20 protein-coding genes are annotated in these 24,031 nt (G+C 61.6%); 15 read left to right on the top strand and 5 right to left on the bottom strand.

The features are described 5' to 3' along the window. Nucleotides 1-2 precede the first annotated feature (2 nt). Genes coxB through CBB63_RS04070 form a run of 5 tightly spaced genes read left to right on the top strand, consistent with a single transcriptional unit; the run spans nucleotide 3 to nucleotide 5,616 of the window. Entirely contained in the window at nucleotides 3-989 is a 987-nt protein-coding gene (gene coxB, locus CBB63_RS04050) for a cytochrome c oxidase subunit II (RefSeq protein ID WP_286698246.1), read from the top strand. After that, nucleotides 986-3,553, top strand: coding sequence for a cytochrome c oxidase subunit I (gene ctaD / locus CBB63_RS04055; RefSeq protein ID WP_286698247.1), 2,568 nt, complete (start codon nucleotides 986-988; stop codon nucleotides 3,551-3,553). The genes coxB and ctaD overlap by 4 nt, the downstream gene beginning before the upstream one ends. After that, nucleotides 3,550-3,957, top strand: a complete 408-nt coding sequence (locus CBB63_RS04060; protein ID WP_114865418.1) for a hypothetical protein — start codon at nucleotides 3,550-3,552, stop codon at nucleotides 3,955-3,957. The genes ctaD and CBB63_RS04060 overlap by 4 nt, the downstream gene beginning before the upstream one ends. Next, a complete protein-coding gene (locus CBB63_RS04065; RefSeq protein ID WP_114865417.1) occupies nucleotides 3,954-4,538 on the top strand; it encodes a cytochrome c oxidase assembly protein in 585 nt (194 codons plus the stop codon). Before CBB63_RS04060 ends, CBB63_RS04065 begins: the two co-directional genes overlap by 4 nt. 13 nt (nucleotides 4,539-4,551) lie before the next feature. Further along, nucleotides 4,552-5,616: a c-type cytochrome gene (locus CBB63_RS04070; RefSeq protein ID WP_114865416.1), complete on the top strand. Its 1,065-nt coding sequence runs from the start codon at nucleotides 4,552-4,554 to the stop codon at nucleotides 5,614-5,616. 15 nt (nucleotides 5,617-5,631) lie between these two features. Here the strand turns inward: CBB63_RS04070 and CBB63_RS04075 are convergent, their stop codons facing one another. Next, entirely contained in the window at nucleotides 5,632-6,315 is a 684-nt protein-coding gene (locus tag CBB63_RS04075) for a YrbL family protein (protein ID WP_114865415.1), read from the bottom strand. Nucleotides 6,316-6,544: 229 nt separating this feature from the next. Here CBB63_RS04075 and CBB63_RS04080 point away from each other — a divergent pair, with 229 nt between their 5' ends. Both CBB63_RS04080 and CBB63_RS04085 read left to right on the top strand, forming a co-directional pair. Further along, nucleotides 6,545-7,123, top strand: a complete 579-nt coding sequence (locus CBB63_RS04080) for a TRAP transporter small permease subunit (protein WP_174226630.1) — start codon at nucleotides 6,545-6,547, stop codon at nucleotides 7,121-7,123. After that, a complete protein-coding gene (locus tag CBB63_RS04085) occupies nucleotides 7,123-8,514 on the top strand; it encodes a TRAP transporter large permease (RefSeq protein ID WP_005848778.1) in 1,392 nt (463 codons plus the stop codon). Before CBB63_RS04080 ends, CBB63_RS04085 begins: the two co-directional genes overlap by 1 nt. A 254-nt stretch (nucleotides 8,515-8,768) precedes the next feature. On the opposite strand, the gene CBB63_RS04090 is transcribed toward CBB63_RS04085, so the two are convergent. The 3 genes from CBB63_RS04090 to CBB63_RS04100 form a co-directional block, all read right to left on the bottom strand. Continuing rightward, the gene (locus tag CBB63_RS04090) at nucleotides 8,769-9,863 is read right to left on the bottom strand and encodes a TRAP transporter substrate-binding protein (protein ID WP_114865414.1); all 1,095 of its coding nucleotides are present in this window, start codon (nucleotides 9,861-9,863) and stop codon (nucleotides 8,769-8,771) included. 404 nt (nucleotides 9,864-10,267) lie between these two features. Further along, the gene (locus CBB63_RS04095) at nucleotides 10,268-11,332 is read right to left on the bottom strand and encodes a ParB/RepB/Spo0J family partition protein (protein ID WP_114865413.1); all 1,065 of its coding nucleotides are present in this window, start codon (nucleotides 11,330-11,332) and stop codon (nucleotides 10,268-10,270) included. Next, on the bottom strand, nucleotides 11,329-12,639 hold the full coding sequence (locus CBB63_RS04100; RefSeq protein WP_107277637.1) for an AAA family ATPase: 1,311 nt from the start codon (nucleotides 12,637-12,639) through the stop codon (nucleotides 11,329-11,331). Before CBB63_RS04100 ends, CBB63_RS04095 begins: the two co-directional genes overlap by 4 nt. Nucleotides 12,640-13,028: 389 nt before the next feature. On the opposite strand from CBB63_RS04100, the gene CBB63_RS04105 reads away from it, so the two are divergent. After that, nucleotides 13,029-13,724 (top strand): DnaA N-terminal domain-containing protein, encoded by a 696-nt coding sequence (locus CBB63_RS04105; RefSeq protein ID WP_114865642.1) that lies wholly within the window; start codon nucleotides 13,029-13,031, stop codon nucleotides 13,722-13,724. Here CBB63_RS04105 and CBB63_RS04110 read toward each other — a convergent pair. Beyond that, the gene (locus CBB63_RS04110) at nucleotides 13,721-14,530 is read right to left on the bottom strand and encodes an IclR family transcriptional regulator (RefSeq protein ID WP_286698248.1); all 810 of its coding nucleotides are present in this window, start codon (nucleotides 14,528-14,530) and stop codon (nucleotides 13,721-13,723) included. The genes CBB63_RS04105 and CBB63_RS04110 overlap by 4 nt on opposite strands. 134 nt (nucleotides 14,531-14,664) lie before the next feature. Between CBB63_RS04110 and CBB63_RS04115 the strand changes: the two genes are divergently transcribed. The 7 genes from CBB63_RS04115 to CBB63_RS04145 all read left to right on the top strand — a co-directional run bounded on the left by CBB63_RS04115 (nucleotide 14,665) and on the right by CBB63_RS04145 (nucleotide 23,803). Next, nucleotides 14,665-16,209 (top strand): M81 family metallopeptidase, encoded by a 1,545-nt coding sequence (locus tag CBB63_RS04115; protein ID WP_286698249.1) that lies wholly within the window; start codon nucleotides 14,665-14,667, stop codon nucleotides 16,207-16,209. Between the two features lie 276 nt (nucleotides 16,210-16,485). Beyond that, a complete protein-coding gene (locus CBB63_RS04120; RefSeq protein WP_502695853.1) occupies nucleotides 16,486-17,847 on the top strand; it encodes an ABC transporter substrate-binding protein in 1,362 nt (453 codons plus the stop codon). A 64-nt stretch (nucleotides 17,848-17,911) separates the two neighbouring features. Beyond that, a complete protein-coding gene (locus tag CBB63_RS04125) occupies nucleotides 17,912-18,853 on the top strand; it encodes an ABC transporter permease (RefSeq protein ID WP_286698251.1) in 942 nt (313 codons plus the stop codon). 1 nt (nucleotide 18,854) lies between these two features. Further along, nucleotides 18,855-19,742, top strand: coding sequence for an ABC transporter permease (locus CBB63_RS04130; RefSeq protein WP_286698252.1), 888 nt, complete (start codon nucleotides 18,855-18,857; stop codon nucleotides 19,740-19,742). Between the two features lies 1 nt (nucleotide 19,743). Then, complete coding sequence (locus tag CBB63_RS04135) at nucleotides 19,744-21,429, top strand: ABC transporter ATP-binding protein (RefSeq protein ID WP_286698253.1); 1,686 nt, start codon at nucleotides 19,744-19,746, stop codon at nucleotides 21,427-21,429. Further along, complete coding sequence (locus CBB63_RS04140) at nucleotides 21,426-22,592, top strand: M20 aminoacylase family protein (protein ID WP_009824267.1); 1,167 nt, start codon at nucleotides 21,426-21,428, stop codon at nucleotides 22,590-22,592. The genes CBB63_RS04135 and CBB63_RS04140 overlap by 4 nt, the downstream gene beginning before the upstream one ends. 71 nt (nucleotides 22,593-22,663) lie before the next feature. After that, nucleotides 22,664-23,803, top strand: coding sequence for a M20/M25/M40 family metallo-hydrolase (locus CBB63_RS04145; protein ID WP_114865640.1), 1,140 nt, complete (start codon nucleotides 22,664-22,666; stop codon nucleotides 23,801-23,803). The last annotated feature ends 228 nt before the right edge of the window (nucleotides 23,804-24,031 follow it).

Genomic DNA, 24,031 nt, shown 5'->3' on the forward strand with positions numbered 1-24,031 from the left:
TCTTGCAACACCCTTGGCGCATCTGTGCAATCGCCCCGGCCGCCCTGCTTCTGGCGGGCTGCGAAGGGCGTCAATCCGTGCTTGCCCCCGCCGGTCAGGACGCGGCGGATGTGCTGAACCTCTTTTGGGTGATGCTGGTCGGCGCGGTGATCCTGTGGGGGCTGGTCGCGCTGCTGTTTGTCTATGTCACACGCATCAACCCCGGTGCCATGCGCCGCCGCACCGCCGAAATGCTGATCGTCGGCGGGGGCATCGTCTTTCCCGTGGTCCTGCTGGGGGGGCTGCTGATGTATTCCCTGCCGCTGATGGGACCGACCCGCGCCGAAGGGGACGGGCTGGTCGTGCGCATCACCGCCGAACAATGGTGGTGGCGCGTCGAATACCAACAACAAGGGGAGACCAGAACAGTCGTCTCGGCGAATGAACTCCGCCTGCCCGCCGGTGCCCGGACCGAGCTTGTGCTGAATGCCCATCGGGTGATCCACTCCTTCTGGGTGCCGGCCCTTGGCGGCAAGACCGATATGTTCCCGGGGCGCGAAACCCGCATGACCCTCGCGCCCACCGATCCCGGCATCTACCGTGGCCAATGCGCCGAATTCTGCGGCGCCTCCCATGCGTTGATGGCCTTTGAAACCGTGGTGATGCCACCCGATGAATTCGACCAATGGCTCAGCGCAGAGGCGCGCGATGCCAAGCCGCCCCAAGGCGCGCTGGCCCAAGCCGGCGCGACCGTGTTCCTTGATGAAGGCTGCGGCGCTTGCCACAGCATTCGTGGCACCAAAGCCATCGGCAAGACCGGCCCCGACCTGACCCATCTGGCAAATCGCCACTCGCTTGCCGCAGGCACCCTTCCCTTGAACGCGCAGGCCATCGCCACATGGATCGGCCACACCGACACGATCAAACCCGAGGTCAATATGCCCACCTATGACTTCCTGTCCGACGACGACCTCGCGGCGCTCGCCGCCTATCTGGGGGGGCTGAAATGACCCGCAGATACCCCGATGTGCTGCAACCCGAAGGCACCTACCCCCCGACCGAGGATATGCTCGCTGAACCCGTCCCGCAGGAGGTTCAGGAGGCGCAGAAAAAACGTCTGCGTGCGGCTTGGAAAACGCCGCAAGGCTGGCGCTACTGGTCGGCGGTGAACAACACCGAGGTCGGCATCTGGTACACGATGACCGCGTTCTTTTTCATGCTCTGTGCCGGTATTCTGGCGGTGCTCATGCGCACCCAGCTTGCCGTGCCCGAGAATGATTTCCTCGACGCCGACCGCTATAACCAGTTCTTCACCATGCACGGCTCGGCGATGATGTTCCTCTTTGCCGTACCCATGTTCGAGGCGATCTCCATCCTGCTGCTGCCCGGGATGCTGGGGGCGCGCGACATGCCGTTCCCGCGGCTCAGCGCCTATGGCTACTGGTGTTTCCTGATCGGCGGCATCTTTGTCTTCGGGTCTATCCTGTTCGATTCCGGCCCCAAGGCGGGTTGGTTCATGTACCCCCCGCTCGCCACCAAGGAAGAAGGCATCGGCCCCGATATCTGGCTTCTGGGCCTCTCGTTTATCGAGGTCGCCTCCATCGCCGCGGCGGTCGAGCTGATTGTCGGCGCGCTCAAATGCCGCCCACCGGGGATGCGCGTCAACATCATGCCGCTTTACGCGTGGTATGTGATGGTCGTGGGCGGCATGATCCTCTTCGCCTTCCCGCCACTGATCGCGGGGGATTTCCTGTTCGAACTCGAACGCTCCTTCGATTGGCCGTTCTTCGATCCCGTCCGGGGCGGCGACCCGATGCTCTGGCAGCATCTGTTCTGGATTTTCGGCCATCCGGAGGTCTACATCATCTTCCTGCCCTCTATCGCCATCGCCGCGATGATCGTGCCCACTGTCGCACGCACGCCCATCGTGGGCTATTCGTGGATCGTGCTCAGCGCGGTCGGCACCGGGTTCTTGTCCTTCGGGCTGTGGGTGCATCACATGTTCACCACCGGCCTGCCCCAGATCAGTCTGGGGTTCTTTTCGGCCGCGTCCGAGGCCGTGGTGATCCCCACCGGCATCCAGCTTTTCGCCTTTGTCGCGACGCTGATGGTGGGACGGGTCAAGATGACCCTGCCGATGCTCTGGATCGCGGGAGCGCTGGCGATCTTTGTGGCGGGCGGTCTGACAGGGGTGATGCTGGCCATCGTGCCCTTCAACTGGCAGGCCCATGACAGCTACTTCGTCGTGGCCCACCTGCACTACACGCTGTTCGGCGGCATGGTCTTTCCGGTCATGGCGGGGGGCTATTATTTCTTCCCGTTCTTCCGCAAAAAGCTTCTGTCCGAAACCCTTGGCCGTTGGGCCTTCTGGCTGATCTTTGTGGGCTTCAACGTCACCTTCCTGCCGATGCATCTGACGGGGCTCAAGGGGATGCCGCGCCGGATCTTCACCTATCCTGGCAGCGCGGGCTGGGACTGGCTCAATATGATGTCCACTGTCGGGGCCTATATCACCGCCGCAGGCTTTGCCGTCTTCGTCTACGATCTGCTGCGCCCCAAAGCGTACCAAGGCCAGATCAAGCGCAATCCTTGGGCCGGCGGCACGCTGGAATGGGCCCATGATGTGCCCGAAGAGGCATGGGGCAACCGTTCGGTGCCCTATATCACCTCGCGCTACCCCCTGTGGGACCAGCCCAAACTGGTCGAGCGTATGGACGCGGGCCGCTACTATCTGCCCGACGCCCCCGAGGGCAAACGCGAGACGCTGATCACCTCGGTCATCGACGCGAAACCGCTGATGGTGCAGCGCGTCACCGGCCCCGCGTGGATCACCATGCTCGCCGCGTTGTTCACCGGCGGTGCGTTCATCTTCCCCACCTTCCACATCTACGAACCCGCCATCGTCTGCGGCGCCTTCGCCATTGTCTGCGTGCTCTACTGGCTCTGGACCAGCACGGCACAGGTGCCGGATCAAGAACGCAAGGACGTGGGCCTAGGCCTCAGCCTGCCGACCTACGCCTCGGGGCCGACCTCTGTCGGGTGGTGGGCGGTCTGGATCACAATGCTGGGCGACAGCACCGCCTTCGCCAGCCTCGTCTTCGGGTTCTTCTTCTACTGGACCGCGCGACCGGACTTTATCACCATCGGAGCGGACCACGCGACGGGCGCCGCCGTCGCGCTCGGGGTTACGCTGTTTGTCGTCTCATGGGCCGCGACCGTGCTCGCGCGCGAGGTCAATAAACGCAGCCATATCACGCTGGCACGCCTCGCATTGGCAGGGGCCGCGACCTGCACCGTCGGCGGGGCGGGGCTGATCATCCTGTCGGTCCTCGAACTTGAGCCCACAACTCATGTCTACCCCGCGACCATGTGGGCGCTGATGGTCTGGCTGGTGGCCCATGCCCTGCTGGGGGTCATCATGCAGCTTTACGCGCTGGCAGGGTCGATCTTTGGCAAGGTGACCCCGCAATATGACGCCGACCTGTGCAACGTGACGCTGTTTTGGCACTTCATGGTGCTGACCGCGCTGGTCACCGGCTTTATTCTGGGCGTGGCCCCAAGGTTGCTGGCATGAACCAGATCTCCACCGAAGAAGAGCAAGAGGAATTCCTCGAGGAACAAGACAGCCTCTGGCGGCTCGCCCTCAGCCCCACGCTTTGGGCGCTGCATTTCGTGATCTGCTACGGTGCCACAACCGTATTCTGCGCCGATCACATCCTCGGCGTGGATTACCTTACCACCCTGCGCCTTGGCATCGGGCTGCTGACCATAGGCGTTCTGGCGGCGATCGTCTGGCTGGGCTGGGGCGCGTGGCGGCAATGGGATGTGGTGCGTGACCGCGAATGGGAAAACGACGCGGGCAACAACGAGGACCGCCACCAGTTCATGGGCCACGCGGCCTTCCTGCTGTCGCTGATCTCGGCGGTGGGGGTGATCTATGTCTCGCTCCCCGTGCTGCTGATCGCCAGCTGCGCATGACCCGCGCCGCGACATATCTGGGGTTTGTCCTGCTTGGCCTGCTCTGGCTGGTGCCGCTGGAACGGCTGACCGGCGCCGCCTTCCCCGTCCATATGCTGCGCCATATGGGGCTGGTCGCCGTGGTCGCACCGCTGCTCGCCTTCGGACTGGGTGACCGGCTGCGCTGGCTGATCATCTCTCCGCTGATCGCGACGGTGCTTGAATTCATGGTGATCTGGGCATGGCATCTGCCGCAGCTGCACGGGATGGCCTATCTGCTGCCCGCGGGCTTTGCGCTGGAACAGGGCAGTTTCCTGATCGTCGGACTGCTCGTCTGGGTCAGCGCCCTGCGCGCGCACAACGGGCTGGCAGGGGCCGGATCGCTGCTGCTGACCTCGATGCATATGACCCTACTGGGGGCGTTGCTGATCCTCGCCCCCCGCGATGTCTTTGCCGAGATTTGCGGCCGCGCCGCCGACCTTGGCGGGCAACAACTGGGCGGGCTGCTGATGCTGGGCATCGGCACACCGGTCTATCTGATCGCCGGATTGTGGCTGGTGGGCCGTGACCTGCGCAGCACCGACCCCGCACCCCAAACGTAACGGAGCAAACGCAATGAGAACCGTGATCAAAACCCTGATCGTTCTGGCCCTGCTGGGGGCTGTCGGCGCGGTGACCATCGTGGGGCTGGGGCTGTTCAACGTCTCTGCCCGCGCGGGCCATATTCCGGGCGTGTCCTGGGTGCTGCACACCGCCTATCGCCAGTCGGTCAAACTCCGCGCCCCTGACGCCGCACAGGTGCCCGACCTGTCCGACCCCGATCTCGTCGCCCTCGGCGCGGGGCATTTCGACAGCGCCTGCAGCTTCTGCCACGCCGCCCCCGACCGGATCCATTCCGCCACCTCCGACGCCATGTCGCCGGAACCGCCCCATATCACCGACGCCGTCGCCGACTGGCAGCCGCAACATCTGTTCACCATCGTCAAGGATGGCGTCAAGATGAGCGGCATGCCCTACTGGCCCGCCGAAAACCGCGAGGACGAAATCTGGGCCATGGTCGCCTTTCTCACCCATGTCCGCGAGATGGAAGGCGCGGGCTTTGACGCGCTGCTGGCGTCAGACGCACCAGCCGACGACACCGCGCTGACCTATTGCGCCTCCTGCCACGGCGCGACGGGCGACAGCAAAGGCAACGGCCATATCCCCCGCCTCGATATCCTCGACGAAGGGTACATGCAGGGCGCGATCACCGCCTATCGCACCGGCGCACGGGACAGCGGCTTTATGGCCCATGCAGCAACGCAGCTTCCCCCCGATGACCTGACCCGCGTGATCCGCCACTATGCCGCATCCGCGCCCGATGGCCCGACCCCGACAGCCCCCCTGCCCCCGGCAGAGCTCGAGCTGATGGAGCAAGGGGCCGGCGTCGCCGCCATTGGCAATATCGACGCGCCGTCTTGCGCGTCCTGCCACGGCCCCGGTCTGGACCAGACCAAACCCGGGTTTCCGCGCATCAGCGGCCAGCCGCGCCCCTATTTGGCGCAGCAGCTGAAGCTTTGGCGCGATGGCACACGCGGCGGCGGCCCCCGCAAAGAGCTGATGGAAAAAGCCGCTCGCAATCTGTCAGATGCCGAGATCGACGCGCTGGCGCTGTATTATTCCCAGCTTCCGGCGGAGTAGGCAAAAAGGGCAACCCTAGTTGAGCGCGTCAAAATCGTTGCGCAGAAACATCTTTTTGCGCCGCGACCAATGCAGCCCGACATCGCGGGCGGTCCGCTCCATCCCGCGGTGCAGGGCACGGTGCCGCAGATAGGGCACCCAGCTGCGCAGCTTGATCACATTGGGGTCGCCAAACCCGTCCACGATCAGCGGTTGCCACTTACCCTCCTGCTGTCCCCAGACGATGCTACGGGAGTTCAACCCCGGGGCCACCACCCCAAGCGCAAAGACCGCGCGCGAAAAATCGTTCAACGCCTTCAGCGCCGCCGTATCCAGCAGATCCCGCGCGACGAATTCGTCCAGCGTCATCCCCAGACCTCCGCTTTCCGGCCCGACCCGCTGCATCAACAGCCCCAGCCCCATATCCGTCCGCATCACCCCGTTGGTGAATGCAATCGGCGAAGCAATACCCGCGTCATGGCTGCGAATCCGCACTTCAATGTCATGGGTCAACTGGCGCAACAGCATGCGGTGTCGCGTCGTCGGGAAATGTTTGTAAAGAAACGGTCTGACCCGCCCGGTGTCCGCCGCCTGCAGCGCCTCCATCGGTACTTTCACAACAAGATCATCGGGCGCTTTCACAGCAAAGACCGCCCGGCCCTGCTCTTGTTTAAGCAACGTACCGGTTTCCATCTGAAGCAATTCGGCTGACTGTGTCATCTACACTATTTATCTATAACTGTTGGTACTTACTAAGCAGAGCGTGTCACAGCGCATGCGTAACCTAAAGTTGCGAACACTGTCAAAAAGTATCGTAAAAAGGGCGGGCGGCCGCCGCGGATGCGCAATATTTCGCACAGCGAAATGCTGAGACCCCGCTTGACATTCCCCTGCGGCACTTTGATTGACATGCGTTAAGAACGATAGAAACCATAGAAAAGGGTGGAATGTGCGTTTTCTCGCTGGAGTAGCATCCCTCATCTGCGCTGTTAATCTGATTATCGGAAAAGTCTTTTCCTGGCTCGCGCTGGCCATTGTCGTCGTCTGCTTTACCGTAGTGGTACAAAGATACCTCTTTGCCACCAGCTACGTCTGGATGCAGGATCTCTATATCTGGCTGAACGGGGCGATGTTCACCGCGGTGGCAGGCTTTGCCCTGCTGCGCGACGATCACGTGCGCGTCGATATCTTTTACCGTCCCGCCAAACTGCGCACCCGCGCCATCACCGACCTGATCGGGGTGTTCGTCTTTCTGCTGCCCTTCACATGGATCGTCTACATCTATTCGATGCCCTTCGTGCAGCGCGCATGGGGCTATCACGAAGGCTCTGCCAATGTGGGCGGGATGCCGGGGCTTTATATCCTCAAAACCTTTATCATCGTCTTTGCGGCCCTGATTGCGGCGCAAGGCATTGCCATGGCGATCCGGTCCATTCTGGTGCTTGGCGGCAGGGCTGATCTTGTGCCCGCCGCGATGCAATACAGCCCGGACGCCATCAAACCCGCCACCACCGAGGGAGCCGCCTGATGGACCCGATCATGATTGGCGAGATGCTCGCCGCGCTGATGTTCTTTGGGGTCATCGGCTTTCTGCTTCTGGGCTTCCCCGTAGCCTTCACCCTCGCCGGGACATCGTTACTATTCTGCGGTGTAGGCATGGCTTTGGGCGTGTTCGACCCGTCCAACTTCGGGTCTTTGCCCAACCGCTATATCGGCTTTATGACGAACGAAGTGCTCGTCGCCGTGCCGCTGTTTATCTTCATGGGGGTGATGCTGGAACGCAGCCAGATCGCGGAACAACTGTTGCTCACCATGGGCAAGATGTTCGGCAATATGCGCGGCGGGCTCGGGATCTCTGTGGTGCTGGTCGGGGCCATGCTTGCGGCCTCAACCGGTGTGGTGGGCGCGACCGTGGTGACGATGGGGCTGATCTCGCTGCCCGCGATGCTGCGGGCGGGCTATGACCCGAAACTGGCCACCGGCGTGATCTGCGCCAGCGGCACTTTGGGCCAGATCATCCCCCCCTCTACCGTGTTGATTTTCATGGGCGATATGCTGTCGGGTATCAACTCGCAGGTGCAGATGGCCAAGGGCAACTTTGCCCCTACGCCCGTCTCTGTCGGGGACCTCTTTGCCGGGGCCCTGCTGCCCGGGCTGCTGCTCGTGTCGCTCTACCTCGGCTATGTGCTGTTCAAAGCCGCAACAGACCCTAAATCCTGCCCTGCCACCCCCGTTCCAGCGGATGAGAAATCAAAGCTGCTGCGCGAGGTCTTTGTGGCGCTTGTCCCGCCTCTGGCACTGATTTTGGCCGTGTTAGGGTCTATTCTGGGCGGCATCGCCACCCCGACAGAGGCCGCATCCGTCGGTGCCGTCGGGGCCATGATCCTCGCCGCATTGCGCTGGCGTCTGTCCTTTGGCGTGCTCAAAGAGACGATGGTATCGACGGCCACAATCACCAGCATGGTCTTTGTGATCCTGCTCGGGGCCTCGGTCTTTTCGGTCGTATTCCGTATGATGGGCGGCGACAATCTGGTGCATGAATTCCTCAGCAACCTCCCGGGCGGTACGCTCGCTGCGGTCGCGGTGGTGATGATCATCATGTTCTTCCTGGGCTTCATCCTCGACACCTTCGAGATCATCTTTATCGTGATCCCGATCACCGCACCGGTGCTGCTGATGCTGGATGTCGATCCGATCTGGCTGGGGGTGCTTGTGGGGGTGAACCTGCAAACGTCGTTCCTGACCCCGCCCTTCGGCTTTGCGCTGTTCTATCTGCGCGGCGTCGCCCCGGCGGACCTGCCCACCAGCGCAATCTACAAGGGCATCCTGCCCTTCGTGATGCTGCAAGTGGTGGCGATTGCGATCCTGTTCATGTTCCCGCAGATCGTAACCTGGTTGCCCAAACTGATCGCAGGCTAAAGGCCACCTTATCTTTTGACACGCTAAGGGTATCGCCCTCCCTGGGGGGGCGACGCCCAGGTTTGATAGTGGCAGCCCCCGGTGCATCAACCGCTGACCGATGCAGATGGCGCGACGTCGCAATATCGCCCTCCGGGGGGAGGGAGGGCGATGCCCGGTGTACCACCGGGCGGGACGGGGATTAGGCCCCTGCCCCATCACGAGAAAAGGCCCAGTGTTACCACCGGGCCTTTTCTGTATCCGAGGGACGGATCTTAGTATTTCAGGAAGCTCTGACGCGCCTGAATGTAGGGGCTGTCGATGTTCTCTGTCCGGGTGCGGACAAGGTTCAGTGCTTCGACAAAGCTGTCGGCGGTTTTCTTGACCAGCGGGTCGTCGCTGCTGCGCAGTTCCTCGACCACCTCGACCGAGGCTTTGGCACCGGCTTCCATGATGTCGTCGGGGAAGTTGCGGACGGTCACGCCGTGCTCTTCCACCAGCGTTTTCAGCGCGCGTGGATCGTTGGCATAGAAGTCCGCCGCAACCTGATCGTATTCCGCTTGGCTCACATCACGAATGATCGCCTGGAGGTCTTCGGGCAGTTCCTGATACTTCTTCTTGTCAACGACAAGCTCGGTCGCGAGGCCGGATTCAACGAAGGACGGCATGTAGTAGTTCTTGGCAACCTGATGGAAGCCGAGCGCCAGATCGTTGTAGGGGCCGACGAATTCGGCCGCGTCCAGCGTGCCCGATTGCAGCGCCTGAAAGATCTCGCCCGCGGCCATGTTGGTCACGGTCGCGCCCAGCTTCTCCCACACGCGACCACCAAGGCCAGGGGTCCGGAAGCGCACGCCTTTGACATCGTCAAGGCTGGTCAGCTCGTCGCGGAACCAACCGCCTGTCTGCGTGCCGGTGTTGCCCGACAGGAAGCCCTGAACGCCGAACTGGTCATAGATCTCGTCCCAGATTTCCTGACCGCCCATATAGCGCATCCAGGCTGTCAGCTCTGGCGTGGTCATGCCGTAGGGCACGCCGGTAAAGAAGGACAGCGCGGGCGATTTGTTCTGCCAATAATAGGCGGCACCGTGGCTCATCTCGGCGGAGCCATCGATCACGGCGTCCAGCGATTGCAGCGGCGGCACCAGCTCACCTGCGGAGTAGACCTGCACGGTCAGACGGCCCCCGGAGGCCGCTGTGATACGGTCGGCCAGACGCTGCGCGCCGACACCCAGACCGGGGAAGTTTTTCGGCCAGGTTGTGACCATGCGCCAGGTAATGTTGCCTTGGGCGACGGCGGGTGCAGCCAGCGATGAAGCAACGGCCCCTGCCCCCGCAACGCCTGCGCCACGAATAAATGAACGACGATCCATGATGTTTCTCCCGAGATCAAAAATATGTCGATAAGGTCTTTCTGACATTTGCCAGCCCTCCCCTATGGGCGCACGTTAATCCCGCGTTTCAGGGGATGTCCATGGGTCAACGTCGGGTTCTGGTGCTGATAGGGCGGAATCACGGTGAAATCTGCATCTTTCAACCGCAAAGCTGTTTTGAATCAAAGCGTTAAGCCGATATTCGCGGCGAAAACCCCTTGTTTTATTGGGAAATGGGGCAATTGCGCTCTTCGCGCCTTCAACGCACAAAAAAAGGGGACGCTTCTGCGCCCCCTTCCCTGCTATCCCTCTCATTTACCCTTGCCGGTTACCCATAGGTAACCCGAAGCGCGGTGGTTACCCATGGGTAACCGGGCGGGCAGTGGTTACCCATGGGTAACCGTTTACCGGATGCGCGGCCCGTTGCTGAGCACCTCTTCAAAGGCGCGCACGGCTTCTTCCAATTGCTTCTTGGGCATGGTGGCAAAATCGATATCGCTCATCAAACGGCATTCGCCGTGGCGGGCGGTGACCTTGGTCTGACCGACGTAGAATTCAAACTTCTGCTTCGGCTCTGCCTTGGAGGCGGGCTTCTCTGTCGGCTCGTTCGAGGTGGTCAGAAAATCCTTGAGGATTTTATTCTGCTCGTCCGGTGTCGAGGCATCCAAGAGTTTCTCCTGCAAGACGCTTGCTTGATCCGGTGTGCGCAGCGCGCGCGCGACATCGACACCCAGATTACGCGGCACGGCCTTGGGCCACTGCAAGCTCCCTTCCAAAGCAGAGAGAAGGAAGACGAAGCTTTTGATGTAAGACCGCTTGGTCTTGTGCAGCGCGCTGTAAAGACGGGTCACCAGCTCTGCCGGGTCGATCTCTTCTACCGCGTCGTCCTTGGCGGCGGTGATCGCCACCTGTGCCATCTCGGCAAAGGACAGGTCTTCGCGCACGACGTTCTCTTCGACCATATCCACATAGCGCGAAATGCGGTCATCCTCGCCCACTTCTACCCGCGCGGTGATCGTGCCAAAGCGGTCGTCTTTGGTTTCCGAAAACAACTGCGACAGGGCGGTGAACCGGCGCCAACCTTTCTTGAGCTGGTAGCGCCCGTTCGGCCCGACATAGACCTCGACCGGTTCGCGCTGCCCCCGTTCGCGGATCGAGGATTTAAGCTCCTCCATCTCGTCGGACTGGGCGACTTCTTCCAGCGCGAGGCGATCGCGCGGCAGATCGTCGGTGAAGATTTCCGACAGGTCGATCTGGTAGAGCACGCGGCCTTCGCCTTGGGCCTGCCGGAAAGTCTTGGCGTCTTCGGCATTGCGGCGGCGCTGTTCGATTTTGGCTTCGGTTGCCTCTTGCAGGTTTTCGGCCACGTCCCGCACGGCGGCGCCCATGGGGCCCGGCTGGCGGTTGCGGCGGCTGCCGGATGTGGGGGCTTCTACCGGGGCGAAGCCGAATTTGTTTTTACTGCTCATTCTGCCTTCTCCTTACGTTTTCCGTTTTCTTTCCACGCTTCGAGCACGGTTTGCAAAAACTCGTCATAGGCACGGTCGAAACTTTGCCGCGCCCGTTTCCATGTTTCGCGCGTCATCTGGCGATAGTCCTGTTCGTAAACCGACATCTGGAATCGGCCCGATTGTTCAACCGCGCGGGTCATTTCAATCGGGTGGGCGCAGACGTCGGCGCCGAAGACGTTCTTGAACGCGTCGATCATGGCGCTGTGCAGCGGATTGTTGGATTCAAAACGGGTCATAAGTAAACGGATGTCGGAAAACTGTTTAGGAAGCGTAATGCCTGCGTCCGCTGCGAGGCTTGCAAACCCTTCGGAGATATCGGCCATCGCGTCGCCAAGCTGGCCCAGATAGCTGGTCGTACTGTCATATTCCCAGTAGCCCGGGCCCGAGGGGATATAGAGAATATCAGCCGCAAACGCTGCGTTTAGGGACTGGTAGCCGATGGCGGGCGGGCAGTCGAAAATGATGATGTCATATTGATCGTCGGGCAGCTCATCGAGGTAGCGCGCGACGCAGCCGAAAAAGCTCCATGCCTTGTGCAGCGCGCGGTATTGGGCCGAGGCGAATTCCACGAAAGCCGCGTTGGCGCAGGACGGGATGATGTCGATCGTGGGCCAGCAGGTTGGCTGGATGAATTCCTGAAACCGTTGCGCGCCGATGGATTGCACGTCTTCGGGCAATTCGTCCGCGGCGGGGTAGGGGCAGTCATCGGGGTCATCATAGCTTTCCATGATCCGGTTGGATTCACGGCAGAGGTCGCGACACATGATGCCCCAGACCGTGTGGCTTTCCTTGACCTCGGTCAGCCCCATCGAATGGGTCAGCGTCGCTTGCGGGTCGAAGTCGACGCAGAGCACGCGGTAGCCGTCAAGGGCGGCTGCATGGGCGAGGTGTTGTGCGACGACGGTCTTCCCGACGCCGCCTTTGAAGTTCGACACGGCCACGCGCATGGCACGGCCCCGGGGGCGTTCGGGCAGCAGCTTGCGACCGCGGAATTTGGCACGGCGGCGCAGCTCGTTGATCTCTTCGAGGCTGAACCAGCGCTGGCGGCCATCCTCTTCGGTGAGCCCCTGGGGCAGGGTCGGGTCGTCCGCCAGCTTCTTGCGCAGGGTGTCGGCGGGGACGTCGAACATGAACTGGCTGATCTCCCAGATGGAGAAGGGGCGCAGGGCCTTGATCTCTCCGGGGGAGAAGGTGGCGCGGCGCACGGCGGCCTGTTGTTCCAAGCTGCGCTCGTTCATGTTAAGAAGGTCGTTGTGATTTCTCATCTATCTACTCGCGTTTTTAAGCCTCGAATTTCGAATAACGCGAATTCGGCAATTTGGCAAAACCTAATTTTCCCGAAATTCGCGCGCTGATCCTGAAGAACGGGTTTATTTCGCTGGGGTTAACGCGGGGCAAAGAGATTTTGGTGACAGGCGAGGGGCATATGAGGCTGTTTTGGTGACAGCGATCCCCTGATATGGTGACACCTTAGCGTCCCCCTTAACCTATTAACCTTTACCAAATTGAATTTGGATTAAGGAAAAGGGTAATTCCTGTTTTTCCCAGCGGGTTGACAGAAGACGGGATTTAGAGCTTTGTAGAAAGCATAAACGGAATCGGCTCAAAGAAGCTGACCGATAAAAATAAGACGATACATCGAGTAGGCAAAACCATGAACCCATTGCGGCTGACCGGCCCTGAAGCCGGGGTGATCAAGTACGACCTTTTGACCGCTTTGAGCGTGGCGGGGTTGAACGGATCACCGACCTTGCAGACCTCGTTGATGCGGCTGATCGCGGCGGTGACCTCGCGGTATAATTGGCGCGCTGACGAGCTAAGCGTGGGCCAGCGGGATCTGGCGCGGATGTGGTCGGTGAATGAACGCACGGTGAAACGCGAGATCAAACGGCTGACGGATGCGCAGCTGTTGATTTGTACGCGCGGCGGCGTGCGGGGCAGGGTGGCGGCCTATCGGTTGAACTATGCGCAGATCGCGCGGCTGTCAGAGCCGTGCTGGCCGCTGGTCGGGCCGGATTACGATGCGCGGATGAAAGAGCGGTATCGCAGTGAGACGCCGGTCAAGGTGGTACAACTGGCCGATTATGCGAAACCCGAGGCATCAGAGCCCGCGCAGGGCGGGCCGGGTACGTGGCAACGCGCGATGGTGAACCTATCGCGGGAGAACGCGGATCAGTTCAAGGCGTGGTTCTCGCAGCTCGAATATGTGGCGTTCGAAGGGGGCGTGCTTGAGCTGCGCACCCCGAGCAAATTCGCGCAACGCTATATAGAGACACATCTTCTGCGCCCGCTTGTCGCGGCGGTGGAGGCAGAGTTGGGGCCGGTGACGCGGATCGAATTCAAGGCCTAGAAACTGCCGCTGATGGCGCGGGCGGCTTCTTGGGCGATGGGGGCGGCGCGGCGGGCAAAGTCTTCGGCGCTCCATTCAGAAAGCGAGCCGGCGATGTGGATGGCCCCCAAGGGGCGGCCCTGACGGTTGACGACGGGCACACCAATGGCGACTTCGCCCAAGACGAATTCATTCTGGACCTGCGCAAATCCGTCTCTACGGGCCTGTTCGAGACTGTTCATGATGCTGTCGGGGTCCACGTTGGTGTAAGCGGTATAGCTGTGCAGCGGGAAGCGGGTGATGATCTCGCGCGCTTCTTCGGGGGGCAGGGCGCAGAGGGTCGCGCGGCCGCCGGCGGTGCAATAGGTGGGGACGCTATGGCCCACAAGTGTGGCGTAAAACGTTTCGCGTTTGCTTTGCATGCGCAGGGCATAGATCACGCGGGTTTCATCATACAGGCTGAAGTCGATCCGTTCGGCGATGGATTTGCGCATCTCCAGGATAACGGGGGTGGCGACCTGCACCACAGGGTCCAGACGCAGGGTGTCGTGGGTGTGGTCAAGCAAGCGCAGTCCGGGCAGGTAGCCGCGGTCATCGGGGCTGCGCCGGATGTGCCCCAATGTCATGAGCGTATGCACAAGACGTTGCGCGGCGGATCGGTCGATCTCTGCCTTCATCGCGATGTCTGACAGGCTGAGCGGGCCGTCGGCCTCGTGAAACGCGCTAAGCACGTGAATGGCGCGGGCGGCGGAGCGCACAAAGAGCCTGTCGGCATCTGCCTGAAAATTAGACGCGACAGAGGAATGTGGTCGTTTGGGGTCAGGCATCGAGCACTCCGGGTTGACGCGAGGATAGGTCAGTGCCTAGCATCGTATGGCAATACATCCGTATCGCCAAGCAATACATTCAGTTTTGTGAAGCGTTACATGATTTAAAGGTGGGTTCCCCGATGCGCGTCGCCATGGCCGGATTTCTTCATGAAACCAATACCTTTGCGCCCGAGCCTGCGGATATGGCGGCCTTCAAGGCCGGTGGCGGTTATGTCCCTATGGTGGGTGGCCCCGCGATGATCGACGCCTTTCAGGACGTGAACCTTGGCATGACCGGAGCGTTGAAGGTCGCGGGGGATTCGGATTGGGATGTGGTGCCTGTTCTTTGGGCGGGGGCTATTCCATCGGCACCTGTGACGCAGGATGCGTTCGACACTATTCTGGGCGAGATTCTGGACGGGCTACGTGCCGCAGGGCCGTTGGATGGTGTGTTTCTGGACTTGCACGGCGCGATGGTGGCAACGCATCACGATGACGGGGAGGGCGAGATCGCCCGTCAGGTGCGCGCTTTGGTGGGGCCGGATGTGCCGATTGCCGCCGCATTGGACCTGCATGGCAATATCTCGGAAGAGTTTGTGAACACGGTGGATGTGCTGGCGGGATTCCGCACCTATCCGCACATCGATATGGCCGATACCGGTGCCGTGGCGGCGCGGTTGCTGGATCATGTGATGCAGACCGGCACGCGCCCGGCCAAAGCGTTCCGCCGCATGTCCTATCTGGTGCCGATCCCGTTTCAGACGACGGATATGCAGCCCGCCAAGGGATTGTACGAAAACCTGACAGAGGTCGAGGCGCAAGGCGCACTATCGGCGTCGCTGTTCATGGGCTTTCCGGCGGCGGATATTGCCGATTGTGGCCCCACGGCGGTGGCCTATGCCGAGACTCAAGCGGCGGCGGATGCCGCAGCAGATGCGGTGGCGGATGCCTATGCCGCTGCCGAATCCGAGTTCGACAATGATACATTTACCCCCGACGCGGCGATTGCCTATGCGGTGCGCGCGGCAAAAGGGGCAGGGCAGGGGCCCGTGGTGATTGCAGATACCCAAGACAACCCCGGTGCGGGTGGGGTCTCTGCCACGACGGGGATGTTGCGGGCCTTGATTGATGCTGATGCCCAAGACGCGGCGATCGGGCTGATCGTAGACCCGCATTCCGCCGCCCAAGCGCATGAGTTGGGGGAGGGCGCGCGCGCTGTCTTTCGCATTGGCGGGCACCCCGGTCTGCCCGACGATAGCCCCGTCGAGGTAGAGGCCGTTGTCGAGATGCTGTCGGAGGGCAAAGTGAAAGCCACCGGCCCCTATTACGGCGGGACGATGTTGGATCTGGGGCCCTCGGCCTGTTTGCGCATCGGTGGCGTGCGGGTAGCTGTCACAACGCGGATTGCGCAGATGGCCGACCGCGAGATGTTCCGCTTTGTCGGGATCGCACCAGAGACACAGAAAATTGTTGTCGTCAAAAGCTCTACCCATTTTCGGGCCGATTTCACCCCGAGTGCGCGCGAGATTATTGTCGCGCGTGCCCCCGGCCCCATGCCGTTCGACCCCGCAGACCTGCCCTTTACGCGGTTGCGTGAGGGGTTGCGGCTTTCACCTAACGGTCCCGTTTTCGGGGCTGCGCGTGCGGCTGCTGCACGCCCCGATACCGGCGGATCAACCGGCGGTGTCCAAATATAACAATGACCACAACCAACATGGGAAATTGATATGCTGACTTTACGACCCACATTGAAACAAAGCCGGGGGCTGGCGGCGTCGCTGATGACCACGGCTGCGCTGCTGGTGCCTGCCGCGAGCTTCGCGCAGGAAGAAACCACGATCACGGCGGTCATGCACTCGGGCCTGCGGGTGCTGGATCCGGTGATCACCACGGCGCACATCACACGTGACCACGCCTATATGATCTATGACGTGTTGACGGCGGTGGACGAGAATTTCACCCCGCAGCCGCAGATGGCCAGCTGGGAAACATCTGACGACGGGCTGGTCTATACGTTCACCCTGCGCGACGGGCTGGTGTTCCACGATGGCGCGCCGGTGACCGGCGCCGATGTTGTTGCCTCTCTGACCCGTTGGGGCAAGCGCGACAGCGGCGGGCAGTTGATNTTTGACGTGACCGAAAGCCTTGAGGCGACAGATGACAAAACCGTTGTCTGGACGCTGACCAAGCCCTTTGGCCCGCTGATTGACGTGATTTCCAAGCAATCCGCGGTGCCGCCGTTCATCATGCCGGCGCGTGTTGCCGAAACCTCTGCCGATGAGACGATCACGGAATACATCGGCTCCGGTCCGTTTGTGTTCGATCAGGACGCCTATGAGCCCGGCGTGTCGGTGACCTATGAAAAGTTCGACGACTATGTGCCGCGCGACGAGCCCGCATCCTGGATGGCAGGCGGCAAGGTCGTGAATGTGGACAAGGTGGTCTGGACCACGATGCCCGATGCGCTGACCGCGCTGAATGCGCTTTCGGCGGGGGAGATCGACTATCTTGAGCAGGTTCAGATCGACCTGATGCCGATCCTGTCGGGCAATGAGGATGTCGTCGTCGAGAAACGCGATGATCTGGGCTATGTCACCATCGGGCGTCCGAACTTCTTGCATGCNCCGTTTGACAACAAGCTGGTGCGTCAGGCGGCGATGGCGGCGCTGGATCAGGAATCCATGCTGGCGACGATGCAGGGTGATCCNGAATACTACAAAGTCTGTGGCGCNATCTTTGGCTGCTCGACCCCCTTGGGNGACGAGGCGGGATCTGACTTGCTGACCGGTGGCGCGAATACCGAGCGTGCCAAGGAGCTGCTGGAAGAAGCGGGCTATGACGGGACGCCGATTGTCCTGATGGCCCCGACCGATGTGATCAGCCTGAACAACCAGCCTGTGGTTGCAGCCCAAGCGCTGCGCGAGGCGGGGTTCGAGGTCGATATGCAGTCGATGGACTGGCAGTCGGTCGTGCAACGCCGCGCCCAGCAGTCGCCTGTGGCTGAGGGCGGGTGGAACCTGTTCTTCACCAACTGGATGGTGCCCGAAGTCTCTGACCCGCTGGTCAACGTGATGTTGAACGGNCGNGGCGATGATGGCTGGTTCGGCTGGCCCGATGANCCNGANATCGAAGCCATGCGGACCGAGTATGTCTCGGCCAGCGACGACGCGACCAAGAAAGAGATCGCGACGCGTATTCAAGAGCATGTGATGGACAACGTGAACTATCTGATGATGGGCGAATATATCATCCCGCAGGCGCGTCGGTCCAACATCGAAGACATGATCCCGTCGCCGGTGCCGGTGTTCTGGAACATGACCAAAGCGGCAGAGTGATCTGCCTTGAGAGGCGCGCTGCGATGCGCGCCTCTCACCCCTACGACCGCAAGGAGCCTTCGGCATGTTTTTCTATATCCTCAAGCGCATATTGGCCACGATACCGGTGATGGTGATCGTTGCGATTTTTGTGTTTCTCTTGCTGCGGCTGACGCCCGGTGATCCTGCCGCGATCCTTGCCGGTGATGCTGCCACCCCTGCGCAGCTTGANCGTATCCGTGACAGTCTGGGGCTGAACGACCCGCTGTTGGTGCAGTTCGGCACATGGATGGGCCAGCTGCTGCGCGGTGATCTGGGCACATCGCTGCTGTCGAATACCTCGGTTGCGGGGATGATCGGCGACCGTTTGGGGCCGACGTTGAATATCGCGCTGATGACGATTGTGATCTCGGTCGCTTTGGCCGTGCCGATGGGGGTGATTGCCGCCTGGCGGCACCGGTCCTGGGTGGATTTCCTTGTGATGTCATTTTCGGTGCTCGGCTTTTCCGTGCCGGTCTTTGTCATCGGCTATATCCTGATCCAGATTTTCGCCATCGACCTGAAATGGGTGCCGGTTCAGGGCTATAAATCGCCAACCGATGGCATCGGACCGTTCTTTAGCCGTGCGATCCTGCCGTCACTGACGCTGGCTACGATCTATATCGCGCTGATCGCGCGGATGACGCGGGCGTCGATGCTTGAAGTTCTGGGCGAGGATTATATCCGCACCGCCCGTGCCAAGGGGGTGCGCGAGAATGTCGTGCTGTTCCGCCATGCGCTGCGCAATGCGGCGGTGCCGATCCTGACCATCATCGGCACGGGGTTCGCGCTGCTGATCTCGGGCGTGGTGGTGACTGAAAGCGTGTTCAACATCCCCGGGATCGGGCGGCTGACCGTCGATGCCATTCTGGCGCGCGATTATCCGGTTATTCAGGCGATGATCCTGCTGACTGCGGGCATCTATGTGACGGTCAATCTGTTGATCGACATTTCCTATTCATTCTTCGATCCAAGGATCCGGTACTGATATGACGCAGATCCCAAGCTCTCGGCACAGCGCCTTTCAGGTTGTGACCGGTTTATTCTCTGTCCCCAAAGCGATGCGGATCGGCGTAGGTCCGACGATTGCGGCGGTGATCCTTGTGGCGATTGTCCTCGCGGCGGTGCTGGCCCCTTACTATGTGCCCTATGACCCGCTTGAGATGAATGCGATGGCGCGGCTGAAGCCGCCGTCGGATGACTTCTTGCTGGGCACGGACCCCTACGGGCGCGATATCTTTAGCCGCGTCGTGACGGGGGGGCGCGTGTCGCTGCTGATCGGTGTCGGGGCGGCGGTGGTCAGCGTGGCCGTGGGGCTGCTGATTGGTCTGGTCGCGGGGTATTTCCGGCTGGCCGACAGTATCATCATGCGGATCATGGACAGTCTGATGGCGATCCCGGCGATCCTGCTGGCGATTGCGCTGGTCGCGTTGAACGGGCCGAGCGTGACATCGGTGATCATCGCGATCACCGTGCCGGAGGTGCCCCGCGTCGTGCGGCTGGTCCGGTCGGTGGTGCTGACCGCGCGTGAAGAACCCTATGTCGAGGCGGCGATCGCGCTTGGATCGTCCATGCCCAAGGTCTTGTTGCAGCATCTGATGCCCAACACCTTTGCGCCGCTGATCGTGCAAGGCACCTATATCTGCGCCTCTGCCATTCTGATCGAGGCGATCCTGAGCTTTCTGGGGGCGGGNGTGTCGACCGAGATCCCCACATGGGGGAATATCATGGCCGAGGGGCGGAGCTATTTCCAGATCAAGCCGGGGCTGATCTTCTGGCCGGGNTTGATGCTGTCNNTNTGTATTCTGGCGATCAACCTGTTGGGCGACACGGCCCGNGATATCCTTGATCCACGTATGAAAAAGCGGGAGGTGTGAGATGGAATTCAAGTCCAAAGACTTTACCGATGCCAAACGCGTNCTGAAAATACGCGGGCTGACGGTGGGGCTGGCGGGGCGGCCCAAGGCCGATCCGGTGTTGCGCGGGATCGATCTGGATATCCGCGCNGGCGAGACCCATTGTCTGGTGGGNGAAAGCGGGTCGGGCAAATCTGTCACCTCGCTGACGGCCATGGGGCTGCTGCCCAAGGATGCGCTGGAAATTCAGGGCGGGTCGATTGATCTGGAAGGGATCGAGATCACCCAAGCCAAACCGGCGCAGATGCGGGCCTTGCGGGCGCGGCGGATTGCGATGATCTTTCAGGAACCGATGACCGCGCTGAACCCTGTTTTGCGGGTGGGCGAACAGATCGAGGAAGTGCTGAACATGCACAGCGATCTGTCCCGCACCGAGGCCAAGGCCCGCACCATCGATATGATGGAGCAGGTGCATCTGCCGGATGTGGANCGCATCTATGCCGCTTTCCCGCATCAGCTGTCAGGCGGGCAACGGCAACGNATCATGATCGCCATGGCGTTGATCCTTGACCCTGATCTGTTGATCGCGGACGAGCCGACGACGGCGCTGGATGTGACGACGCAGTTGCAGATCCTCAAGCTGATTTCAGAGATGCAGGAACGCCATGGCACGGCGGTGCTGTTCATCACNCANGACATGGGCGTGGTGGCNGAGATCGCGGATACGGTCAGCGTCATGCAGAAAGGNCGCATCGTNGAAAGCGCGCCGATCCGGCAGTTGTTGACCGCGCCCAGGGAAGACTACACCCGCAAGCTGTTGCAGGCGGTGCCCAACCTTGATCCGCGCGCCCCTCGGGCACCGGCGGAGGCGCGGGATGTGATCACCGTGGACGGGCTAGAGATGACCTATGGCGGGGGCGGTTTCTTTCGCGCCAGCCAAGGGGTGCGGGCGGCGCAGGATGTGAATTTTACCATCCAGCCGGGGCGCACCCTTGGGATCGTGGGCGAAAGCGGGTCGGGGAAATCGACCGTGGCCCGNGCCATCATGCGGCTGATCGANCCTACGGCGGGAAAGGNGACNGTTGCGGGGACCGAGATCGCGCAGCTGTCGCGCCGTCAGTTGCAGCCGCATCGCAAACATTTCCAGATCGTGTTTCAAGACCCTTACCGGTCGCTGAACCCGCGCTGGACCGTGGCGCGCAGCCTGTGCGAGGGGCCGATCAACTTTGGCACCAGCCGCGCCGATGCGATGGAACACGCCGCCGAGCTGATGGAGCTGGTGGATCTGCCGCGCGATGCGCTGGACCGCTATCCGCATCAATTCTCGGGCGGGCAGCGCCAGCGGATCNCCATCGCCCGCGCTGTTGCAATGAAACCCGATCTGCTGGTCGCGGACGAGGCCGTGTCGGCGCTGGATGTCAGCGTGCAGGCGCAGGTGCTTGATCTGCTGGATGAAGTGCAGGAAAAATTCGGCATCGCGATGCTGTTCATCACCCATGACCTGCGGGTCGCGGCGCAAATCTGTGACGAGGTGCTGGTGATGCAGAAAGGCGTTGTCGTCGAACATGGGCCCGCGGGCGAGGTGCTTGCCGCGCCGCGCCACGACTACACCCGCAACCTGATCGAGGCCGCGCCCGGCCGGCATTGGGATTTCGCCAACTTCCGTGCGCTTGACCGCACGCCCCCCGTGACAGGAGCCACCCTATGACCACCATTCCAAAGATCGAATCCTTTGCCAGCGATCTGACCGCGATCCGTCAGGATTTCCACGCCCACCCCGAACTGGGGTTCGAAGAGGTGCGGACCTCGGGCATCGTAGCGGCACAGCTGCGCGCCTATGGGGTGGACGAGGTACACGAGGGCATCGGCGGCACCGGTGTGGTCGGGCTGATCAAGGGGCAGGGGGGTGGCAACCGCCGCGTGGGTCTGCGCGCCGATATGGATGCGCTGCCGATCGAGGAAACCTCGGGCGTGGCCTATGCGTCCACCAATCCGGGGCGGATGCATGCCTGTGGTCACGACGGCCATACCACGATGCTGCTGGGGGCCGCGCGCTATCTGGCCGAGACGCGCGATTTTGACGGCACCGTGGTGCTGATCTTTCAACCCGCCGAAGAAGGTCTGGGCGGTGCGCGCCGCATGATCGCCGAGGGGCTGTTTGAACGCTTCCCCTGTGACGAGATCTACGGGATGCACAACGATCCGAATTCGGAACCCAACGTCGTGTCTGTCACGCCGGGGCCCGCGATGGCGGGGGCGAGCTTTTTCGACATCACGATCAAGGGCACCGGCAGCCACGCCGCCGCGCCGCATCAGTCGAAAGACCCGATCGTTATCGGGTCCGCTTTGGTGCAACAGCTGCAAAGCATCGCCAGCCGCAATATCATCCCTACCAAGCCCATCGTTCTGTCGGTGACCAAGTTCAATGCGGGCTCTGCCTATAACGTGGTGCCCGATACGGCGACGATTGCCGGCACCATCCGCTATTTCCACGACGATGTGTCCCAGCTCGCCGATCAGCGCATCCGCGATATCTGCGCGGGCATGGCGCTGTCTTATGGAGTGGAGATTGACGTGGACCTGCGCAATGTCTTTGACGTGCTGATGAACGACCCCGACCTGACCACTGCCTATGTCGCAGCTGCCGCAGATGTGGTGGGCGCTGACCTGTCGTCAGAATCGACCGAGCAGGCCACGGGATCAGAGGATTTTGCGGATATGTTGAAAGTCGTGCCCGGTGCCTATTGCCGTGTCGGACACGCAGGCAATGTGCCGCTGCATAATCCGGGCTTTGTGCTGGATGACGCGATGCTGCCCGTGGGCGCATCGATCTATGCGCGCATCGTGGAAACACGTCTGCCCAAGGCCTGAAGTTACGCTATCATCAAAAAACGTCTGGCGGTGCCGCAGATCACGGCATCGCACTAGGGAGGAGACCCGACATGACCAATCCGCTTGAGCTGCCGTTTGACACGGAAGAGATGATCGCAGGGCTGCGCCCCTGGATCGAAACCGAAAGCCCGACCTTTGACGCGGGGGCCGTGAACCGGATGATGGATCTGGTGCAGCATGATCTGGCGGCCTTGGGCGCGCGGGTTGAACGGATCCCGGGCCGGATGGGGTTCGGCGACAGCGTCCGCGCCACCATGCCCCACCCCCGCGCGGGTGAGGGGGGTATTCTGCTCTTGGGGCATATGGATACGGTGCACCCTGTAGGCACGTTGCAAAAGCTGCCGTTTCGGCGCGAGGGGGGGCTTTGTTATGGCCCCGGGCTGATGGATATGAAGGGCGGCAATTATGTCTTCCTTGATGCGCTGCGCAAATTGCTGGCCGCCGGGGTCGAAACTCCGCTGCCCGTCACTGTGCTGTTCACGCCGGATGAAGAGGTCGGCACACCGTCGACCCGCGCGCTGATCGAGGCCGAGGCCAAGCGCCATAAATATATCCTTGTGCCCGAACCTGCCTGCCCCGACGGCGGCGCGGTGATCGGGCGCTATGCCATCGCGCGGTTCAACCTGCAAACCCGCGGCAAACCCAGCCACGCGGGATGGGCGCTGAAGGATGGCGTGTCGGCGATTGCCGAGATGGCAAAGCATGTCGCCGTGATCGAAGGCATGACCAGCGACGACTGTACCTTCTCGTTGGGGGTGTTCAACGCGGGCCAATGGGTGAACTGCGTCTCCTCTGTCTGCGACGCCGAAGTTCTGTCGATGGCCAAGACCCAGGAACAACTGGATGCGGGCATCGCCAAGATGATGGCGTTGAACGCGGACCAGGGGAATGTGGTGATGGAGGTCACGCGCGGCGTGACCCGCCCCGTGTGGGAACCGGACCAGCCCGGCACGATGGCGATGCTGGGGGTGGCGCAAGAGATCTCGCGCGAGCTGGGGTTCGAGATGACCGGCCAATCGGCAGGCGGCGGATCGGACGGGAACTTTACCGGCTACCTCGGATTGCCCACGCTCGATTCCATCGGGGTCCGGGGGCAGGGGCTCCATACGCTGAATGAACATATCGAAGTCGACAGTCTGGTAGAGCGCGCAAAGCTGGCCGCGGGGCTTTACTGTCGGCTTGGGGCATAGGGGCCGGAATGGGGGCACAGCGCCAGCAGCACGCGATATCAGCGCGGTTCCGAATAAAATCGAAAAAAACGAAGTTTTTTGAAAAAAGCTGTTGCAGCCCCCAAATCACAGGTCTATAGAGCGTTCTACCGGAGACGCAGAGATGCAGACACGGGGCGCTAGACGGGGACGACGGGTTACGGTTCGGGTCTTACGTAGCGGGAAAATTCTGAGGTAATTGAGGCGGGG

Origin of the sequence: Sulfitobacter sp. TMED3, assembly GCF_002167505.1 — a bacterium.
Lineage (GTDB): Bacteria > Pseudomonadota > Alphaproteobacteria > Rhodobacterales > Rhodobacteraceae > Sulfitobacter > Sulfitobacter pontiacus.

What these genes read in the sequence shown, in the direction of transcription:
- CBB63_RS04060 (WP_114865418.1), top strand. Translation starts at nt 3,550, where the DNA reads ATGAACCAGATCTCCACCGAAGAAGAGCAAGAGGAATTCCTCGAGGAA.
- CBB63_RS04110 (WP_286698248.1), bottom strand. Translation starts at nt 14,530, where the DNA reads ATGCCTGACCCCAAACGACCACATTCCTCTGTCGCGTCTAATTTTCAG.
- CBB63_RS04085 (WP_005848778.1), top strand. Translation starts at nt 7,123, where the DNA reads ATGGACCCGATCATGATTGGCGAGATGCTCGCCGCGCTGATGTTCTTT.
- CBB63_RS04095 (WP_114865413.1), bottom strand. Translation starts at nt 11,332, where the DNA reads ATGAGCAGTAAAAACAAATTCGGCTTCGCCCCGGTAGAAGCCCCCACA.
- CBB63_RS04100 (WP_107277637.1), bottom strand. Translation starts at nt 12,639, where the DNA reads ATGAGAAATCACAACGACCTTCTTAACATGAACGAGCGCAGCTTGGAA.
- CBB63_RS04115 (WP_286698249.1), top strand. Translation starts at nt 14,665, where the DNA reads ATGGCCGGATTTCTTCATGAAACCAATACCTTTGCGCCCGAGCCTGCG.
- ctaD (WP_286698247.1), top strand. Translation starts at nt 986, where the DNA reads ATGACCCGCAGATACCCCGATGTGCTGCAACCCGAAGGCACCTACCCC.
- CBB63_RS04075 (WP_114865415.1), bottom strand. Translation starts at nt 6,315, where the DNA reads ATGACACAGTCAGCCGAATTGCTTCAGATGGAAACCGGTACGTTGCTT.
- CBB63_RS04070 (WP_114865416.1), top strand. Translation starts at nt 4,552, where the DNA reads ATGAGAACCGTGATCAAAACCCTGATCGTTCTGGCCCTGCTGGGGGCT.
- CBB63_RS04105 (WP_114865642.1), top strand. Translation starts at nt 13,029, where the DNA reads ATGAACCCATTGCGGCTGACCGGCCCTGAAGCCGGGGTGATCAAGTAC.
- CBB63_RS04090 (WP_114865414.1), bottom strand. Translation starts at nt 9,863, where the DNA reads ATGGATCGTCGTTCATTTATTCGTGGCGCAGGCGTTGCGGGGGCAGGG.
- CBB63_RS04145 (WP_114865640.1), top strand. Translation starts at nt 22,664, where the DNA reads ATGACCAATCCGCTTGAGCTGCCGTTTGACACGGAAGAGATGATCGCA.
- CBB63_RS04140 (WP_009824267.1), top strand. Translation starts at nt 21,426, where the DNA reads ATGACCACCATTCCAAAGATCGAATCCTTTGCCAGCGATCTGACCGCG.
- CBB63_RS04065 (WP_114865417.1), top strand. Translation starts at nt 3,954, where the DNA reads ATGACCCGCGCCGCGACATATCTGGGGTTTGTCCTGCTTGGCCTGCTC.